The 16,129-nt window shown below is 59.6% G+C and carries 23 protein-coding genes; 17 read left to right on the top strand and 6 right to left on the bottom strand.

The features are described from left to right. From H261_RS24115 to H261_RS20440, 4 genes are all read left to right on the top strand, one after another. A partial coding sequence (locus tag H261_RS24115; RefSeq protein ID WP_008621421.1) for a MucR family transcriptional regulator occupies nucleotides 1–340 on the top strand: 340 nt, incomplete at its 5' end. A gap of 20 nt (nucleotides 341–360) precedes the next feature. After that, nucleotides 361–867: a helix-turn-helix domain-containing protein gene (locus tag H261_RS20450; protein WP_081609018.1), complete on the top strand. Its 507-nt coding sequence runs from the start codon at nucleotides 361–363 to the stop codon at nucleotides 865–867. 704 nt (nucleotides 868–1,571) lie between these two features. After that, the gene (locus tag H261_RS26790; RefSeq protein WP_081609017.1) at nucleotides 1,572–1,820 is read left to right on the top strand and encodes a helix-turn-helix domain-containing protein; all 249 of its coding nucleotides are present in this window, start codon (nucleotides 1,572–1,574) and stop codon (nucleotides 1,818–1,820) included. Between the two features lie 2 nt (nucleotides 1,821–1,822). Further along, entirely contained in the window at nucleotides 1,823–2,242 is a 420-nt protein-coding gene (locus H261_RS20440) for a hypothetical protein (protein ID WP_008621419.1), read from the top strand. Between the two features lie 99 nt (nucleotides 2,243–2,341). Here H261_RS20440 and H261_RS26785 read toward each other — a convergent pair whose 3' ends face one another. Next, nucleotides 2,342–2,602: a helix-turn-helix domain-containing protein gene (locus tag H261_RS26785; protein ID WP_008621418.1), complete on the bottom strand. Its 261-nt coding sequence runs from the start codon at nucleotides 2,600–2,602 to the stop codon at nucleotides 2,342–2,344. A gap of 97 nt (nucleotides 2,603–2,699) precedes the next feature. Between H261_RS26785 and H261_RS20430 the strand changes: the two genes are divergently transcribed. Beyond that, a complete protein-coding gene (locus H261_RS20430) occupies nucleotides 2,700–3,008 on the top strand; it encodes a hypothetical protein (RefSeq protein ID WP_008621417.1) in 309 nt (102 codons plus the stop codon). Nucleotides 3,009–3,144: 136 nt separating this feature from the next. Here H261_RS20430 and H261_RS25035 read toward each other — a convergent pair whose 3' ends face one another. Then, on the bottom strand, nucleotides 3,145–3,366 hold the full coding sequence (locus H261_RS25035) for a hypothetical protein (protein WP_008621416.1): 222 nt from the start codon (nucleotides 3,364–3,366) through the stop codon (nucleotides 3,145–3,147). A gap of 29 nt (nucleotides 3,367–3,395) precedes the next feature. Here H261_RS25035 and H261_RS20425 point away from each other — a divergent pair, with 29 nt between their 5' ends. From H261_RS20425 to H261_RS25030, 3 genes are all read left to right on the top strand, one after another. Beyond that, the gene (locus tag H261_RS20425) at nucleotides 3,396–3,956 is read left to right on the top strand and encodes a hypothetical protein (RefSeq protein WP_152427010.1); all 561 of its coding nucleotides are present in this window, start codon (nucleotides 3,396–3,398) and stop codon (nucleotides 3,954–3,956) included. 572 nt (nucleotides 3,957–4,528) lie between these two features. After that, complete coding sequence (locus H261_RS20420; RefSeq protein ID WP_008621413.1) at nucleotides 4,529–4,840, top strand: hypothetical protein; 312 nt, start codon at nucleotides 4,529–4,531, stop codon at nucleotides 4,838–4,840. Between the two features lie 37 nt (nucleotides 4,841–4,877). Continuing rightward, a complete protein-coding gene (locus H261_RS25030) occupies nucleotides 4,878–5,096 on the top strand; it encodes a hypothetical protein (RefSeq protein ID WP_152427008.1) in 219 nt (72 codons plus the stop codon). A gap of 93 nt (nucleotides 5,097–5,189) precedes the next feature. On the opposite strand, the gene H261_RS20415 is transcribed toward H261_RS25030, so the two are convergent. Then, the gene (locus tag H261_RS20415) at nucleotides 5,190–5,834 is read right to left on the bottom strand and encodes a recombinase family protein (protein ID WP_008621411.1); all 645 of its coding nucleotides are present in this window, start codon (nucleotides 5,832–5,834) and stop codon (nucleotides 5,190–5,192) included. Nucleotides 5,835–5,978: 144 nt separating this feature from the next. Here H261_RS20415 and H261_RS20410 point away from each other — a divergent pair, with 144 nt between their 5' ends. The 4 genes from H261_RS20410 to H261_RS25025 all read left to right on the top strand — a co-directional run bounded on the left by H261_RS20410 (nucleotide 5,979) and on the right by H261_RS25025 (nucleotide 9,491). Then, nucleotides 5,979–6,482, top strand: coding sequence for a hypothetical protein (locus tag H261_RS20410; protein WP_040477017.1), 504 nt, complete (start codon nucleotides 5,979–5,981; stop codon nucleotides 6,480–6,482). Nucleotides 6,483–6,552: 70 nt separating this feature from the next. After that, complete coding sequence (locus tag H261_RS20405) at nucleotides 6,553–7,116, top strand: hypothetical protein (protein ID WP_008621410.1); 564 nt, start codon at nucleotides 6,553–6,555, stop codon at nucleotides 7,114–7,116. A gap of 129 nt (nucleotides 7,117–7,245) precedes the next feature. Continuing rightward, a complete protein-coding gene (locus H261_RS20400) occupies nucleotides 7,246–8,739 on the top strand; it encodes an ATP-binding protein (RefSeq protein WP_008621409.1) in 1,494 nt (497 codons plus the stop codon). Continuing rightward, nucleotides 8,736–9,491 carry a hypothetical protein gene (locus H261_RS25025; protein ID WP_152427007.1) on the top strand — a complete coding sequence of 252 codons (756 nt, stop codon included), beginning with the start codon at nucleotides 8,736–8,738 and terminating at the stop codon, nucleotides 9,489–9,491. The genes H261_RS20400 and H261_RS25025 overlap by 4 nt, the downstream gene beginning before the upstream one ends. Here H261_RS25025 and H261_RS20395 read toward each other — a convergent pair. Next, nucleotides 9,388–11,076, bottom strand: a complete 1,689-nt coding sequence (locus tag H261_RS20395; RefSeq protein WP_081609016.1) for a DNA cytosine methyltransferase — start codon at nucleotides 11,074–11,076, stop codon at nucleotides 9,388–9,390. The two genes, H261_RS25025 and H261_RS20395, sit on opposite strands and share 104 nt — an antisense overlap. 265 nt (nucleotides 11,077–11,341) lie before the next feature. Between H261_RS20395 and H261_RS20390 the strand changes: the two genes are divergently transcribed. The 3 genes from H261_RS20390 (at nucleotide 11,342) to H261_RS20380 (ending at nucleotide 12,994) form a co-directional block, all read left to right on the top strand. Continuing rightward, nucleotides 11,342–11,677, top strand: coding sequence for a nucleotidyltransferase family protein (locus H261_RS20390; protein ID WP_008621406.1), 336 nt, complete (start codon nucleotides 11,342–11,344; stop codon nucleotides 11,675–11,677). After that, entirely contained in the window at nucleotides 11,664–12,116 is a 453-nt protein-coding gene (locus H261_RS23580; RefSeq protein WP_008621405.1) for a HEPN domain-containing protein, read from the top strand. The genes H261_RS20390 and H261_RS23580 overlap by 14 nt, the downstream gene beginning before the upstream one ends. A 62-nt stretch (nucleotides 12,117–12,178) precedes the next feature. Next, nucleotides 12,179–12,994 (top strand): GIY-YIG nuclease family protein, encoded by an 816-nt coding sequence (locus H261_RS20380; RefSeq protein WP_052004349.1) that lies wholly within the window; start codon nucleotides 12,179–12,181, stop codon nucleotides 12,992–12,994. 51 nt (nucleotides 12,995–13,045) lie between these two features. Here H261_RS20380 and H261_RS20375 read toward each other — a convergent pair whose 3' ends face one another. After that, on the bottom strand, nucleotides 13,046–14,023 hold the full coding sequence (locus H261_RS20375) for a pentapeptide repeat-containing protein (protein ID WP_008621403.1): 978 nt from the start codon (nucleotides 14,021–14,023) through the stop codon (nucleotides 13,046–13,048). 16 nt (nucleotides 14,024–14,039) lie between these two features. After that, entirely contained in the window at nucleotides 14,040–14,480 is a 441-nt protein-coding gene (locus H261_RS20370) for a hypothetical protein (RefSeq protein ID WP_152427006.1), read from the bottom strand. Nucleotides 14,481–14,637: 157 nt separating this feature from the next. Here H261_RS20370 and H261_RS20365 point away from each other — a divergent pair, with 157 nt between their 5' ends. Both H261_RS20365 and H261_RS20360 read left to right on the top strand, forming a co-directional pair. After that, entirely contained in the window at nucleotides 14,638–15,510 is an 873-nt protein-coding gene (locus H261_RS20365) for a tyrosine-type recombinase/integrase (protein ID WP_200860280.1), read from the top strand. A 40-nt stretch (nucleotides 15,511–15,550) separates the two neighbouring features. After that, a complete protein-coding gene (locus H261_RS20360; protein ID WP_008621393.1) occupies nucleotides 15,551–15,808 on the top strand; it encodes a hypothetical protein in 258 nt (85 codons plus the stop codon). Nucleotides 15,809–16,129: the final 321 nt, after the last annotated feature.

Raw genomic sequence — 16,129 nt, 5'->3', positions numbered from 1 at the left:
AGAAATCCCAAGCCTGATCAAGTCCGTTTATTCGACTTTAGCCGCTACGGACAACCCTGCTTCAGCACCGGCTGAACAGCAACAACCCGCCGTTTCGTTGAAGCGGTCTGTGACCCCCGGCCATATCGTCTGTCTGGAATGCGGCGACCACCAGAAGATGCTGAAGCGGCATCTCCTGACCGGCCACGGACTGACCGCCGACGAGTACCGGACCAAGTGGTCGTTGCCCAGGGATTACCCCTTGGTCGCACCGGAATATGCTGCACGCCGATCCGAACTCGCCAAGGCAGCGGGGCTTGGCTTCACGCGGAAGAATCGTCGGCCCAAATCAGCCACCTGATGAACGGGGAAGGGATCGCCATGCCGCCACGTAAGAGTTCCAAGCCCACAGCCACCCCCAAGCCTGCCAAGGTCGCCAAGAAGGCTGGTCGGTCAACTCGTGGCCGGTTGGATGATGGCAGTGCCAATCCCATTGATGTCCACGTTGGTGCCCGCATTCGGCTTCGTCGAACCCTGCTGGGCATGAGCCAGGAGAAGCTTGGCGAGTGCCTGGGGCTGACCTTCCAGCAGGTCCAGAAATACGAACGTGGAGCCAATCGGGTCGGGGCATCCAGGCTGTTCGATCTATCCCGTGTTCTGGATGTTCGCGTCGGATATTTCTTCGAGGAAATTTCTGCGACTGCCCAGGCAGCATCGCCGGTTGAGGTGATCCGTGGCAACGTCACCAAGTCAGTCGATATCCCCGACGATGATCCGATGACAAAGCGTGAAACCCTCGAATTGGTACGTGCCTATTTTACCATCTCCGATCCCAGGGTCAGGGATCAGGTACTAGCGATGGCAAAGGCGTTGGGTGGAGCGAAATAGCATCTTGCACACACAAGGCGATGCTTAGGTATTGTGATGGGCGTTGCATCAGTTGTGGTCGCAATATTGACTCACGCGGGACTCACACGGCGTCATATATAGATATATTTTCTTTAATATCAATGCAGTAGCATTAATTAGAAACGGTTTCCTAAACCGTAGGTCAGGGGTTCGAATCCCTTCCGGGACGCCAATTTTCCAGCAGCAAAATCAGTAAGTTAGGTGCGACATGGGGGCTCTATAGGGGCACCTTTGGGGTGTCATTCGGGCCAATTTCTGCTGGACGCTACACCAAAATTACACCAACCCCCACGCCTACCTAGCTCGTCCGCCCAAGGAGTGAGGGCGACGAGCGGCTGGAAAGCTACCGCAGAACGCCCGCAAAAATTGGGCTTGCGACCCATGTCTCGACATGGCACGCTTAATTAATGGCTTTGCGCCACGGGAGCTTACTCGTCCGAATCTCGGGATATTAAGCAACGCTACGGCGTATCCCGGCCTATGGCCGGATGGACTGGGCCTCTGGGGCTAGTCGCAATGATGGGGCGGTTTGGCCGCCCACCAGCAAGCCGCGGCTCATGTAGCCGCGCAGCCTCCAGGCTCAAAGATCCCCGAAGAGCAGGCTCTGTCGAGCATGCTCAACTCGTCGCGTCGGGGCGCGACTCCCCTATGCATGGCCGCATCCGTCGGCCTGGAGTCGAGTCATGACAACGCCTCTTGCTGACCATCATCTCTGGACCATCGACGATACCGCAGCCTATCTCCGCATCTCGCCCGAAACACTGCGCGGCTGGATCAAGGATCGCCGCGCCCCACCCTACCGAAAACTAGGTTCCTCTCGGCAGGCAAAGCTGCGATTCGAGCCAGATGCAGTCATCCGATGGGTCTCCGGCCTACCCACCAATCCCCAGGCCCGCGGCCGTCGCGGGCGCCCTCGGAAGAATGGGAGGTGATCATGGACCGTAATATCATGTCCATTCTCACCAGCGCTGCCGAAGCGATCGAAATTCGTCGTGCCGAAATTGCGCAACACTTACGAACAAGGAGGGTGCTGTGGAAGAAGAAACTAAGGCGCGTTAATGGGGATGGCGTAACATTCCCTAGATTTATCTTTAACATTTTCGAGGCAGAGCTTGAAATAACATGGAGCTATGACTGGGCGTACATCGGGTGTAAAGGGAATTTTGTGCCGGAGCGCATTCATATCGATCGCGGCAATCGACTTAGATATCCGCAGTACGAGTTCTTCTACGCGACAGATGATCTGTGGCCCGTCATCTACAATATTGAGTTGGAGGCAAAAGCGATAAGGGCCGAGGTTAGAACATTGAATAAACTGAAAAAACATCTGAAGGCATGCCTCGCCGCTCAATGAGGGGGGGGCGCATTACCGTGTATAGTTGCGAAAATACTCTGGGCCGGGTAGCTCCGGCCCTATTTTTTATTTCTTACCAAAGCGTCTCTTATCAAGGCCCTACTCAACGGGCCTTCTCCTCTTTGGGGGCTCGGCATCCCGTGACACTTTCAAATCAGCCAGCAATTCGGAGGGCTGGATCTCTAGCGCTAACGCCAAATCGACGATCACGGCCAGCGAGGGGTTCCACTTGCCGCTTTCCAGTTCCGACAGATAAGGAACACTCGTCCCAGCCCGGGAGGCCAGTTCCTCCTGGGTTAGGGCACGCTCCTTGCGGAGTCGTTTTACGCTACGTCCGAACTGCTCGCGAACATCGTCCATGACAACGATGACGCGAGTCTTGTTGCGTAAAGCACCATAAGATATATCTTAAATTTTGAGAGCCAGTTGCATCCAGACTCCACAGGGAGGGGGAATCATGAGCGACGATGAGCAGACATGGACTGAAGCGCCGCTGATGACATGGTGGGGATATTACGGCGCCGGATTACTTGCGCTAATTGTTTCTTGGTACATCGGCAGAGCCATCAATGCGGCATCCATACCGATCGCAGTATACTTGGCCACCGGATTCGTCTTGAACCGGCTGATACTCAGAAATCTTACCTGGAACCCGCTCTATAACACCATTTCAGGAGTGGCGAAGGCGAAACTGTCTTCATTTTTGTTCTGGCCACTGTCCTACTTGGTGTTGCTGGTGCAAATGGGAATCAACAGGGTGCTCTGATACGGCATGCAGCAGTGAGCGGGCATTTCACGCCCAGCCCGAGTGTTCCGCAGTTTCCTCCCCCCCCAGGCGCGCAAGATGCTCGATCTCGCCAAATTCGCCCCAAGCCACCGCATCATCGTCGATACCTGCTCGTTCATGCAGTGGCGCCGGAGATTTCTTCGGGACCACCCTTCTGCCGGCCATGAAACAGGCAGGAACTCGCATCGTCGTGCCGAAGAAGGTCCTCGACGAGGTGAAGAAGCATATCGCGGCGCACGACGAAGAGCGTCGCAAAGCCGCCCTCAATGCGGATGACGTCATATCGAGATTCCAGCGAGATGGGGCCACGGAAGTTCAGGGTGAGGAGAGCGGCCAATGAGGCGATTTATGATGTGGATGGCAGACATGATCGGCATCCATTTTCTGTGGGGCGGGGTATTGATTACGGGTGTACGTGCCGTAGCTGGCTTTGTGTTCGACTGGCCGTGGTTGTCACCGATGCTTTTGACTGGCGTCGCCATGCTTTCCGCAGGGATTTGCCTCGTTGCCTTAACCTTTGCCTTCTCGACCCCAAAGCCTCAATACAAGTCGGCTCATGTCGAGCATGGATCGACCGCCGGATTCCACCACGGATTGACCATGCGGGATGAGGCAACCGACAGCAAATTCTGCTCCGAGGACAGTATGCCGACTTCTGATGTCCGTATGCCGCTGGAGCTAGGGGTCTGGCTGACCGGGACAGCGCCGCCGGATTCGACATTTTCGCCGACTGTGGACAGTCTGGCGCGGCAATTAAGGGAGGAGGAGGGGCGCATAAAGGAGGAAGAGAAGCAAAAAAAGCGTATCGAGGAAGAGAAGCGTATCGAAAGGGCGCGGCACCTCCCTGGCTATATGGGTCCGGAATGGATTGATCACCCGTGCACCCCGCCGGGTTGGGGTGGCCCGGCAGGCGCTCCTGGTTTTTAGTCGTAAAAATGACGTTTCTCGCAGGATCACTAGCACGCCAATACAGGCCGCGATGAAAAGAGAGCCCTAATGGATGCTGAGGAGGAATCGTGAATTCTCACCTGCTGTGCCGTGTGGACGACATAACATCACACCTTATTTGGATTGGCCCTGTGATTGTAGCTGTACGCATGATTATGGGGCTGTTTGTTGGCGGGACAATTGCATCTCCCACTTTCTGGGGTGGACTTGTGCTATTGGCAGTTGGACTGGGCATCAACCATTTGGCAATGGCATCTATCCAACCGAATCTATCCTCAATGTCTCAGGAGGGGGCACAGAATCGCGAGCACTACTACGACGATGACGCGTCCTCCGCAGACAGCCTAATGCCCCCAGACCACGGAGATGACGATGCCGCCTCGGCTTCCCATTTACCTGGGTATATCGGTGAAGAATTGGCGGACCACCCCGCCACCCCACCCGGCTGGGGCGGTCCGGCAGGTGCCCCCGGTTTCGATTAAGCGATCCATTATCCTAATTTGACAGCCAAATCCTCTGCCCGCAGGTGCGTATAACGCTTCAGCATCGCCATGGAAATGCTCAATGCCAGGAAGGCCCAGTACAAGGAGACCGGGGTCGACTATTACCAGCCCTGGCTGGTGATGCTGATGAGCGATGGCGCCGCCGAGTCGCTGTTCCTGCGCCACGACCAATCTTTGGCCCCGGCAGTGAGCCATCTGCTGGCATGGAGTCGGGAATTGACCGCTCGGGCATTGAAGCGGGGGCTGACACGGAACCTGAAGGAACTCATCCGCCCCCGCACCATGGACGATGTAGGGATTGCCCTGCTGCGCGTCGACGGCCAAGGTGGCGGCAGGGATTGCATGCCGATGCCGCAGTGAGAGGCTGGATGGGTTCGTTCAAAGTGCGGAGAAGCCCATGTCACGCCTGACATTCGCCCTATCACTGTTCCTGCGCCAGACCGGTTGGGGAATCGCCCTGGTTTGCATCGTCCAAGCCGCGGTCGAGACACAGTGGCTATGGCTGCTGGCTGCTGCTATCGCGTGGTTCATTTGCCAAGCGCTGGCTCTCCTGGTCGCCTGCGTGAAGCTAAATGCCGGTGCAGCGGCTGAGCCACCTCCGGCAGCGGGCAGTTGACGGCGACCATCGAGACGGCTCCAAGATAAAGCCTCGCTCGCTCAGCAGTCGGGCGGACAGAACGCGGGACAGTCCTACCGATCCGCAATTGCCTCACGATTGGCGGGCCAGGAGATTGCGCACCGAGGTGGCCTGCCACTCACTTCCGCGTGCGGTCCGAATGCCTCGGTGGTTCAATTCACTGGCGACAGCCCGCAGGCTCAAACCTTGATTGCGCAACCCCTCCACCATTGGCCTCAAGGTGGCGGCAAACCGATCCGCCGCTGCGGAGAGGCGCTCAGCCGCCACCGTTCTGGCACCCTGGCAGTCGGGATTGCCCAGGCGAATCCCTCTTTCGCGCGCGGCAGCCAGAGCAGCCTTGGTTCGCAGCGAGATCATCTCCCGTTCGTGCTCCGCCACCGCTGCAAGGATATGCAGGGTCAGGCGGTTGGCTTCCGGCATATCGCAGGCGACGAAGTCCACCCGGCTATCCATCAGATTGGCGATGAAGGCGACGTTGCGCGCTAACCTGTCCAGGCGGGCGATGACCAGGGTTGCCCGATGTCTGGCGGCGGCATCAAGGGCGGCTTGGAGTTGGGGGCGGTCGATCTTACGGCCCGACTCGACCTCCGTGAACTCCCCCAGGATCGTCCCGCGACCGCTGCTAAAGGCGGTCACAGCGGAACGCTGGGCATCCAATCCCAACCCCGATTTTCCCTGACGATCCGTTGAGACTCGGTAATAAGCGATGAATTTCATGGCGTTAAACTCCTAAACCCACGTTTAGAATTTTAACGCCCTTCGATTCTGATGCACGCCACCATGAGAACAAAACGTGATTGACGGCTATTCCGCTTATTGGTAAGCTCACCCATCAACGCCACAACCACGTCCGGGGCCAGGGTGGAGCGCATTCCGTCAATAAGGACAACGGCCAAACTGGTTGTCGGAACACTGCTGGCTCTGCTGGCACTCGGATGGGCAGGGATATTTCTGACGGCCTATTTCAGCACGAGTTGGAAGGGCACCACCGATCAGGAGTTTGCAGTTCGAGCCGCTCACAGCGTGTCTCCGGTCGATGTCGCCGATCGCTGCGGCGGGAAAAATGACATTAATAATCCTGCCTGCTTTAGCCCGACCCAGGGCTCTCCCGCCAAGTATTGCCGATGGTGGATTCTGGAGGATTGTATTGCCCTCGAGATACCGGAAACGGTACTTCAGGATGCTTCGAAATTGGGGTTGACGATCGATGCGGCCATCAACCCCTGCAAATACCTGCTCCAGAAAAAGGAGTTCATACGCTCACACCTGCATGAGGATTGCGCCCAGCCGGACAAGATGTGGCACCCAGCAGTCATTCTTGTTTTCAAGGGTGCGCGCGAGACAATCCGCATACGCATAGATTAGCTGACAATTCCGTCCGCAACACAAAGGGGGAGGCCCAAAGGCCTCCCCCTTTCTCTTTTGGAGAATCGACATGGGATACAAGATGATCATCCACAGTGCCGGCGGAGCCGTCGGCCATTTCAGCGTGGAAATCAGCAACGGCGAAACATCGACAATTCGGGGCTTCCGCGCCGCTTCGGGCAAGTCGCTCCTGGCTGGCGCGACTCTGCCAGTCGCCAGGGCGGTCGAGAACGACGAATCACGGGTCAATAAGGCCGGCATCCTGAAATCCGACGAAATCCCCCTGAGCCTTGAGCAGTTCGATCGCGTGAAGGGATATTTCGAACACAACGAAACGAACCCCGGCAAATACGACCTGAATGACCGCAACTGCGTTGATTTCGCTAATGGCGCACTCAATGCCGCCGGTATCGACAAGAATGTCGGTCAGGTGATGACAACGGAGCAGGATAAGCTGATGTCGGGAGCTGCACTCTATCGCAATGCCAAGTATCCCGAACCCAATCGCCCCCTGACCTTCCCCGAGGATGGCATGTATCCCGGCGGCACCGATCCCCATGCCGGGGTGGATAAGCGCTCCGACGCCACGGATTGGAGCGCCAGCCTCCGGCGGCTTGAAGGAGGCAGGACATGACACGTTTCACAAGGGCCAGTCGGATCAATGTCCGAGTTGAGACCGGTCCCCCAGACTGAGGGCTCGCCATTGACCTTTGGTTGAAACAGCCTAGGATGCGCCTATAGCCGATCCAATCGGGGGCCATGCATGCAGTTGACCGATCCGGTTACCTTCGTTGAGGCGTGTGGAATGGAACTGCCGCCGATCGCACCCGTTCTGATGGAGTCCCTCCGCGCCGTTGGCTATTCGACTCCGACAGCTATTGCCGATCTCGTGGACAACAGCATCGCAGCGAAAGCAAGAGCAGTCTCCATACGATTCTCAGGTGGGAATGGTTCCTTCGTTGCCATTGTCGATGATGGCGAAGGGATGTCGGACGTCGAACTTATATCGGCAATGAGGTTCGGCAGCAGGGACCCCAGGGAGAAAAGATCCAATGGCGATCTGGGACGATTCGGCCTTGGGTTGAAGACAGCCTCACTTTCCCAGTGTCGCAGGATGACGGTCGCCTCGTTGAGGAGCGGGGACTTGTCGATCCGGGCCTGGGACCTGGATGAATGCGAAAGCCGCCAGACTTGGTGGCTGGAGAAACCCTCGGCACCGGATGTCGTGCCGGAGATTCTTGCCATGTTGACGGTTCAAGGGCGCGGCACGGCAGTTGTGTGGGAGAAGCTGGACCGGCTCTACCCGATCAACGCAACTTCGCCGCTGCGACAGCTCGAAGTGGCGATGGAAGGTGTTGCAGACCATCTGGCACTGGCCTTTCATCGCTTCCTTTCCGGGGAGATGGTTGGGAGCTTCACCATTGACGTGAATGGGCGCCCACTGCCGGTTCTTGATCCCTTTCTGGGCAATCATCCCAGAGGCCAGAGCCTCCATTCTGAAAGCTTCCCTATCGACGGCCATCAAGTGGTGGTGACCCCCTATGTCCTGCCCTTCCCCTCGCGCATGGGGACTGCCGAGATGGACAAGGTCGGGGGGCGGGAAAGCTTGAAGACGGCCCATGGCTTTTATATCTACCGGGGTGGTCGCCTTATGGTCCCCGGTGGCTGGTACAGGATCGTCCCATCCGACGAACTGGTGCGTCTGGCGCGTATCCAGGTCGATGTTCCCATCGAACTGGATCACCTCTGGAAGGTGGATGTCCGCAAGACGATGGCGGAACCTCCCATAGCTTTGCGCCCCAATCTCAAGCGCATCGTCGGTGCCGTCACGAACCGCAGCAAGGCCGTCTACAAGCACCGGGGTATCCCGGTCGAGACCGAGCGGGTGGCGCTGTGGGAACGACATGAATTGCGAGGTGGGGCGGTTACATGGCGGATCAACCGGGCGCATCCGGTCTTGCAGGCTGCACTGAGGCCAGGGACATCACCGGCAGACATCGAGCAGGTCTACCGGCTCCTGGAGGACTCGGTGCCTGTTCACGATATCTATGTCCACGTCAGCAACGATCTGCCGATTGGCAGTGGCGATACCGACATGTCGGAGCAGGAGCTTGAGGGACTTGCGGCTCGCCTTCTGGAGGCCTTTTCCGATCTGCCGGAAATGAGACGATCCGTCCTCGACAAGCTGCACTTGACCGACCCGTTCAGCCGGAATCCGGAGGCGGCACAACGTATCGCAGAGAGGCTTCGTCAATGAACATCGATACGCCTGAAGCCCTGGCTGCATCCGTGGCCAGCCTGATTCCTCTTGAGCCGCCACCGACGGAAGCCCTGATCGACCAGGTTCTTGGGCGGATGGCAACCGCATTCGGCGTATCGGATACGTTCAGCGCTGAAACCCGCAAGCTGTTACACGCAAAGTACAGCATCCGCATGGAGATGGGGAAAACGCTGACCTCGGAGGAGGAGCACGATCCCTGGCTGGCGACGCGACGGGCGGACATCGACCCGTTCTATTGGGCCCGCTATCGCCAGATGCTGATCCGCAATGGCTGGGGGCCTTTCGTGGTTTCCACCCTGGATCGGACGACGGATGAACTTCTGGACCTGCTTGGCGATCCGGAGAAGTCGGGGGCATGGAAGCGGCGCGGACTTGTGGTTGGTGATGTCCAGTCAGGCAAGACAGCTTCGTATGCGGCGCTGATCTGCAAGGCTGCTGACGCCGGATACCGCATGGTGGTGCTGTTGACCGGCACCTTGGAGAACGTCCGCCGCCAGACCCAGGAACGTCTCGACGCGGCATTCGTCGGATTGGACAGTCGCGATTTCCTGACAGTCGGACAGATCGGCCGTAAGACCCACGTCGGTGTAGGCCTTCTGGATGGGCGGCGGGATGGCATCGTTTTCACATCCAGGGATTCCCCACCTGCTCGTACTGTTCCGTCCGGTTCCCCTCGAAGAAGTAGTTGTCCGGAAACGTCTGGACACGAGCCGCTTCCCTCACAGTGAGGCTGCGGCATTGCATCGGGTCGTAATGGATGAAGTAGTGCCCATCCTTGCGAATGTGGCAGGTGACCGTGGTCGCGGGACGACCGGCCAACTGCACCCGGAAGCGATCATGGAAGACCCGGCGTCCCTCCTCGGTCTTGGCGTTCTCGTGATCCGGCAGAAGGCTGTGCGGGAAATGGCGCAGTTTCGGCGAATCGGTCATGACCTCCCCGTAAGCCGCCACAAACAGATATCGCGCAAAGTCCGCATCCATGTGGTCGCGGGTTTCATGCTGGAGGACTCCGCCCAGCCTGTCGTCTCGGAACCACTTGGCCAAGTCATGCGTGGAATCTTTCCATGGTTCACACGGCACGAACACCCCACCCCGCATCAGGTTGGGGCAGAGATTCTGAAGGACGTTTTCCATCCGCTCATGGATCACAGGGCTGAAGGCCCTGACATCCTCCAGAACATGATTGGTGATCGCAGACTTCACTGCCTCGATCCACGTGGCAGCCGTGTCTTTCTTCTCCATCCTGATCTTGTGCGTGACACGACCACTGCGTCCGCTGCGCAGCTCTGGAAGATCGCCGATCACCTCGGCCAATGAGGTCTTCGTGCCCTGCTTTTTCAGTTGGGTGGGGGCAATGTTCAGGTCTTCCCTGATTCCTAGCAGGATGACACGGTGCCGCTCCTGCGGAACGCCGAAATCTTCGCATCGGATCAGATAATCACTCTTCTGGTAGTCGCCATCCTGATTCGGCTGCGCCACGAACGAGTGGATGTAGTAGCCGTGCCGCGAGGCGGGCATGAACCGGGAGGCTTCCTCAGTCGGAAGATCTTCACCAGCAATGGCCCTCCACGGATCACCCAGGTCTTCCAGGATCTTGTCAAAAATGTAGCTGCCATCATCGAGTCGGGACGAGAGTATCCCTTTGACGTTTTCCATGACAAAGAATGGTGGCTGATGGATGGCTACGATCTTCAGGTATTCACGGTAAAGAGTGTGCTTCTCGTCACTGAAAAACGCCTCGGCCCGGCGTTCGCGTTCCAGCTTTTGCTTTTCGTCATCATGCGAGCGACGAGATTCCTCCCCGATCCCCATCCTGCGTGACCGGCCAACAACCGAATAGGCTTGGCACGGGGGGCCGCCAAGAAGACCCCACAGATCATGGCCGGCGATGGCCTGCCTGATACGGCTGTGCAGTTCGTCAAACCCGATCTGTCCCAGCGTGGCATTCCAGACTTCGAGGCCGGCCTCTTTCCATTCCGGTAGGCAGGCGATAGCTTCCGCCCGTCGCTTCTTTTCTGCCGGATCGACTGCCCTGATATAACCGTAGTAGCAGTCCGGAAGTGGCCGGCCCGCAAAAGCCCGTGTGAAAGCTCTCAGCATTAAGGTGCGAGCTGCAACCGGGTCCTTTTCGATTGATAGCCGCGTCCGGAAGTCAATTGATTGATCGGAGAAATATTCAGCATAGCGTGAAAACCCCTCTCCCAGGCCGCCAGGCCCTGCGAATATATCAATAATAGGAATTTCTATTTTCATTTTTCTCAGAACCGTGGGTCTCCAGATGAGCATCGTTTGACGCGACCAGCCTGACAACATTTTTAATAGCCATCCTTGGCAATGCCAAGGTCAGATTGTGTATGTCACCTCTGGTCCGTCCGTCCCCAAACAGCACCATATCGGATGGCGCATGGGCCAATGGTAGGTGGTAGGTGGTAGGTGATCAATGGCGGCACCGCGGTTACCGAGGGCTTTTTCATCAACAAGGTGCGTGGAAACCACCTGTTTGCAGCGACATCTACGATACAAAGCCCAACACCGTGCTATAGTTCACCGTAGTTCGTTCCGCCGACAGGATTCCGCCATGGCCGCCTCGGTCGCACCGTCACCGTCCGTTCCGCCCGCGCTGCTGGATTCCGTGGTGTCGTTCTTTCATCCCCGCCGGGTGATCCTGTTCGGGTCGCAGGCTCATGGAACCGCCGGCCCGGACAGCGACATCGATCTGGTGGTGGAACTGGATGACGACACGCCGCCGGAGATGCTGTCGGCCAAGGCGATCCAGGCCGCCAGGGAAGGCTATCACGATCCCGTCGATATCATTCCCTACCGGGCCTCCGTCCTGGCCTCGCGCGCCCGCGCCATCGGGTCGTTCGCCCATACCGTGTTGCGCGATGGGGTGACGGTTTATGAGCGGGCCTGACGAGCAGGACATCATCCAGTGGCAGGACGCCCTGCGCTGGCTTGAGCGGGCCATGGACGATCTTCGGGCCGTGCGGGTGCTGCTGCGCGACGGCATCACCATGCAGGCCGCGTTTCACCTCCAGCAGGCTATCGAGAAGAGCCTGAAGGCCCTGCTCGTCGTCGCCCGCCAGGATGTGCGGAAGACTCACGATCTCAACACCCTGGCGGACCTCGCCCGCCGCCACTGGCCTGCCTTGGTCGCCTCGCCGTTTGCGCTCAGCTACGTCTCGCGCTGGTACATCATCAGCCGTTATCCCGGCGACGATGATATCGGCCCGACCGCCGCAGAGGTTCAGGCCGCATTGCCCGAGGTGGAGGCACTGTTCTCAACGGTAATCGACCAAGCCCCGGCTGCCGTGGCGCCCGAAGCCGAGAGCATCCGGCAGGGAGGCCGGTAAGAGCCTGGCGGTGCTTCTCGCCCGTGCTGAGTTCCTGACATGCGAGTGGACTGGATACTGTTATGACGACCAGGGCAACAGCAGTCGGAAGCAAAGCCGACATCCTGCGAATGCTGCGGCTCAAATTCAGAACCTTCTACACCTACGTTCTTAGGCGTCCCAACGGCGAGCCTTTTTATGTCGGGAAGGGGATTGGGTTTCGCGTCCTGAACCACGAGGTCGAAGCCGATGGTGACAAGGGCTCCTATAAGCTCAATATTATCCGCCAGATACGCTTGACCGGCGCCGAGATCCTATACGAGATCGACCTTTTCCACCCGGACGAGGTCACCGCGCTGGAACGTGAACGGGAACTGATCAGGAAGATCGGCCGGGCTGACTTCGGCCTCGGGCCATTGACGAATCTGACCGATGGGGGAGAAGGTGCAACGAACCTGTCGCCCATCTCCAAGGAGAAGCACCGCACAACATTGAGCGGAATCTCCGGGGAAGGTGGAGAGCGCGATATCGTCAACACCTATTTTCATGGCCTGCATCCTGCGGCCATAGGCATCGCCTCAATCCCGGTGAAGCCACTATCAGAGTTTAAACCGAACAAAGCGCGCGGCAACACCAAGCCCGAATCGAGAAAGGCGTTCTTACGGCAGGCATTGGCTCTGCTGGCCAGCATACGGGCGCACGGTGTCACTCCCGTGGCTATTGGCAGCCGTATCCCTCGCCGCTTCGTCGCAAACGACGTGCCCGCCATCATCGAGAATGGCGTCCTGTCCAGGATGCTCAACAGCGATATCGTCAGGGTCGAGACTGGACACCGCCCGGATGAAGAGGTGCTGGTACTGACTGAGCGAGGATTTCACGAACTGTCCGCAGCCCTGTGAGATTAATGGCAGGACTTGGTGAGGTGCATGTTGATCACTCCCGTGGCGGCGTCAGCCGTAGAGTTTGCCATTGATCCGGGTGCCGCCGAAGACCGCACCGTCGAAAATCGTATCGGGGACGTCGATGAAGCGCTCGGCCAGCCGCGCCCGGTTCTCCGGCCGCTGAAGCTCATCCCGGAGACGAAATTCCAGGGTCGCCCCGATCAGATTGGCACCGATGAACAGCGGTGGCCTGAACTCGGCCCGATCCATCGTCAGCAGATCGTCGAAGACCATCGGAGCGAGATTGGCTCCCCGGAGATCGGCACCGCTGAGATCGGCCCCCGTCCATCTGGAGCCATTGGGTACGGTTTCCAGGCGGCGAACACAGAAATCGATCCCGGCAAGGATGGCGTCCCGGAAGCATCCCCCTTCGCCGGAGATGCCGGCCTTGATGCCGGAGAGATCGATCCTTTGGGCATCCGTACCGTCGAACAACAGCGTTGACGCCGGACTGTGGTGCCACGGCAGGCAGCGCATGCCGGCGAACGTGGCGCCGTGCATCCGGCCATTCTCGAACATCATCATGCCCGACAGCGTCGTATCGCGGAAATCGGCGCCCTCCAGGACCGCATGGCCGAAATCGACGAGGTCATTGAACCGTGCGCCCCGGAAGCTGATGCCGGGCGCTTCGGCGGACTCGAACCAGGAATCCGCAACGACGGCGCCGCCCATATTGGCGCTAGCCAGATTGGCGTGGCGGAACGAGGTTTCCGTGATCGACGCCCCCTCCAGCGATACCCCCGCCATCCTGGCGCCATCGAATTTGCTCCCGGCGATGTCGGCCTGGTCGAGACGGGCATTCCTCAGATCGACGCGGCTGAAATCGGTGCCGATCATCCGGCAGCCGCGCAGATCGGCCCCGGACAGGTCGCGATCCCGCAGCACCAGCCCGGAGAGGTCGCGGCCAGCCCAGGACTCGCGGCTCCGAACGACGACCGCAGGGGCGGCGAAGCCGGTGGCAGAGAAGAGAAAATCACGACGATTCATGGCAGAGGCACTCCTCTCAAATGGCGATCTCGCGGCGGTCGGGCCGAACTCCATCGGCGTCCGGCGCCATCAACAGGCCGTGGCCGGGAAATTGGACAAGCTCCACCACGTCCGACAGGCCGGCATGGGCCACCAGATCATCGTCGAGGGTGGCGGTGCCGAAGGGCGCATCCTCGCGCATGACCTCCCGAGCATCCGCCAGCACCAGGGCGGTCAGAAGCTCGCCCGTGACCGTGTCGGTGACGTCGAAAAGGTTCTCCACCAGCGATTCGACGGTTCCGATATCCAGGGCGGGGAAGAGGACCAGCACCGGCTGGTCGAACGCCCGGAAAGCCGCCCATTGCGCACGTCCCTCGGGAGCGAGCGCGGCCAGGAAGTCCGGCGGCACCGTCACCGTAACGCCGTCCGGCACCGGAATCAGGGGCAGGCGATAGGACCGCACCGCGCCATCCGTCACGGACTGCCCGGAGCCGCTTCCGCCCATGGCCCCGCTTGGCGGCAGCAGGGCTGAGAGCAGGGCCGCGCCGCCCCATCTGAGGGTGGTTCGCCGCCGGGGCCAGGGCGCGAGTGCGACCTTCGAGACCAAGGCCCGTGCCGAGGCATGGGCGCGTCAGATGGAGGCCGACATCGACGCCGGGCGGTTCCAGGCGGGGCGGGTCGAAGCCGACCGAACCACCCTGGCCGAAGCGCTTGAGCGCTACCTTAGGGAAGTCGTGCCGAGAAAGAAAGGCGTGAAGCAGAGCGCCGGCATTGTCCGGGCTTGGTTGAAGACGCCGCTGGCCAAGCGCCCGTTGACCGCCATCCGCAGCGCCGACCTCGCTGCTTGGCGGGATGAGCGGCTGAAGGAGGTGGGACCGCAGACGGTCCTCCACCACCTTAATCTCCTGTCGCATGTCTACAACACGGCAGCCGACGAATGGGGGCTTGAGAGCCTCCAGAACCCGGTTGCGCGCATGAAAAAGCCTGCGATGCCGAAGGGTCGGGATCGCAGGCTGGTCGATGATGAAGAAGGGAGGTTGTTGGCCGCGTGCGATGCCTCGGAGAGCGTCTGGCTCGGCCCCATGGTGAGGCTGGCTCTGGCGACGGCGATGCGGCAGGGAGAACTGGTCGGCCTGACGTGGGCCGATGTCGATCTCCAGGGGCGCAAGATCCTCTTGCGTGAGACCAAGAATGGCGAGGCGAGGACGGTTCCGCTTTCGACGGCGGCCTTGGCGGTCCTTCAGTCATGGGCGGGGAATAATGCCGGCAGGCTGTTCCCTGTGCAAACCGGGCGGGCCGTGTCCCATGCCTTTGCCAAGGCGTGCGGCAAGGCAGGCGTCGATGGATTGACCTTCCACGACCTACGGCACGAAGCAACGAGCCGTCTGTTCGAGGGTACGGACCTGCGCGACATAGAGATCGCGTCGATCACTGGCCACAAATCGATGGAGATACTCAAGCGCTACGCCCACATGCGCGCCGCACATCTGGTGGACCGATTGGGGTGACCGCACGCGGCCATGCACATCAAGCTGGAGCGCCGCCGCCATGACCGTCGATGACCTGATGGCCCTGCTGGAGGGCTGCCACCACTTGGCCGAGGTGCGGATCGCGGTCAGGACCGGCGACGTCCCTCCCATCGAGGCCGCCATCATCGGCATCACCAGCAGCAGCCGTCTGCCGCCGGCCCGTCACATCCCCGGACGGGGCGACGCGGAACCTGATGTGGTCTGGGTGCTGAGCGGCGAGCCGCTCGGCACCGTCAGCCCCGACCACTGGAGGCCGGAATACCGGCGGGGGCGATGATGTTGCTCCTGTACCGAAAAGGCCGGCGCAAGGCCCGCCGGAAAGGCGCGGTTTTCCTGGGGCCTGGACGGCACAAACAGGTGTACGGCAACCGAATGATTTTCGGCATGCCCCGTTGATCGAGAAGCCAATCCATTCCCGAGGAGGCGTCTATGAAATCCCTGATCACCCGTCGAACCTTCGCCTGCCACTGGCGCTCACCCCGCTTTGTGACCGTAGCCATCCGTATCCCAACCTCGCTTATCGCCGAGGCTGAGTGTCCCAGATTTGTCCCAAACCTGCAAGGTGGGGTGGCTTTTCGCCGCTAAGTGCTTGATTTTG

It is taken from the genome of Paramagnetospirillum caucaseum, from assembly GCF_000342045.1.
Classification (GTDB): Bacteria; Pseudomonadota; Alphaproteobacteria; order Rhodospirillales; family Magnetospirillaceae; genus Phaeospirillum; species Phaeospirillum caucaseum.
The sequence above is the reverse complement of the archived record's forward strand: the minus strand, read 5'-3'. Positions and strand labels throughout refer to the sequence as shown.

Bases quoted from the DNA above. Each gene is read 5' to 3' on its own strand.
- H261_RS20450 (WP_081609018.1), top strand. From the start codon at position 361: ATGCCGCCACGTAAGAGTTCCAAGCCCACAGCCACCCCCAAGCCTGCC.
- H261_RS26790 (WP_081609017.1), top strand. From the start codon at position 1,572: ATGACAACGCCTCTTGCTGACCATCATCTCTGGACCATCGACGATACC.
- H261_RS20440 (WP_008621419.1), top strand. From the start codon at position 1,823: ATGGACCGTAATATCATGTCCATTCTCACCAGCGCTGCCGAAGCGATC.
- H261_RS26785 (WP_008621418.1), bottom strand. From the start codon at position 2,602: ATGGACGATGTTCGCGAGCAGTTCGGACGTAGCGTAAAACGACTCCGC.
- H261_RS20430 (WP_008621417.1), top strand. From the start codon at position 2,700: ATGAGCGACGATGAGCAGACATGGACTGAAGCGCCGCTGATGACATGG.
- H261_RS20425 (WP_152427010.1), top strand. From the start codon at position 3,396: ATGATCGGCATCCATTTTCTGTGGGGCGGGGTATTGATTACGGGTGTA.
- H261_RS20420 (WP_008621413.1), top strand. From the start codon at position 4,529: ATGGAAATGCTCAATGCCAGGAAGGCCCAGTACAAGGAGACCGGGGTC.
- H261_RS25030 (WP_152427008.1), top strand. From the start codon at position 4,878: ATGTCACGCCTGACATTCGCCCTATCACTGTTCCTGCGCCAGACCGGT.
- H261_RS20415 (WP_008621411.1), bottom strand. From the start codon at position 5,834: ATGAAATTCATCGCTTATTACCGAGTCTCAACGGATCGTCAGGGAAAA.
- H261_RS20405 (WP_008621410.1), top strand. From the start codon at position 6,553: ATGGGATACAAGATGATCATCCACAGTGCCGGCGGAGCCGTCGGCCAT.
- H261_RS20400 (WP_008621409.1), top strand. From the start codon at position 7,246: ATGCAGTTGACCGATCCGGTTACCTTCGTTGAGGCGTGTGGAATGGAA.
- H261_RS25025 (WP_152427007.1), top strand. From the start codon at position 8,736: ATGAACATCGATACGCCTGAAGCCCTGGCTGCATCCGTGGCCAGCCTG.
- H261_RS20395 (WP_081609016.1), bottom strand. From the start codon at position 11,076: ATGTTGTCAGGCTGGTCGCGTCAAACGATGCTCATCTGGAGACCCACG.
- H261_RS20390 (WP_008621406.1), top strand. From the start codon at position 11,342: ATGGCCGCCTCGGTCGCACCGTCACCGTCCGTTCCGCCCGCGCTGCTG.
- H261_RS23580 (WP_008621405.1), top strand. From the start codon at position 11,664: ATGAGCGGGCCTGACGAGCAGGACATCATCCAGTGGCAGGACGCCCTG.
- H261_RS20380 (WP_052004349.1), top strand. From the start codon at position 12,179: ATGACGACCAGGGCAACAGCAGTCGGAAGCAAAGCCGACATCCTGCGA.
- H261_RS20375 (WP_008621403.1), bottom strand. From the start codon at position 14,023: ATGAATCGTCGTGATTTTCTCTTCTCTGCCACCGGCTTCGCCGCCCCT.
- H261_RS20365 (WP_200860280.1), top strand. From the start codon at position 14,638: ATGGAGGCCGACATCGACGCCGGGCGGTTCCAGGCGGGGCGGGTCGAA.
- H261_RS20360 (WP_008621393.1), top strand. From the start codon at position 15,551: ATGACCGTCGATGACCTGATGGCCCTGCTGGAGGGCTGCCACCACTTG.